The 242-nt window shown below is 40.5% G+C and carries 1 pseudogene; it reads left to right on the plus strand.

The features are described from left to right. Positions 1-242 (plus strand): annotated as a pseudogene (locus tag SORDD16_RS10980) (IS30 family transposase); the annotation flags it as partial.

Raw genomic sequence — 242 nt, forward strand, 5'->3', positions numbered from 1 at the left:
GAATGCTACTCAAAAGCCATCATCACACTGAAAGCCAATGGATGCAAAGCCAGTGATATTGAGACTTCCATTCATCAATGATTGCCACAAGTCCCCAGCCACCTCTTTAAGTCGATCACATTTGATTGCGGGAAAGAATTTTCTAATTGGAAATCAATTTCGAATGCACACGACATTGATATTGTCTTTACGGATCCAGAATGTTCTGGTCAACGAGGTCTTAACGAACATTCTAATGGCTT

This window comes from Streptococcus oralis (genome assembly GCF_001578945.1).
Taxonomy (GTDB): Bacteria; Bacillota; Bacilli; order Lactobacillales; family Streptococcaceae; genus Streptococcus; species Streptococcus oralis_Q.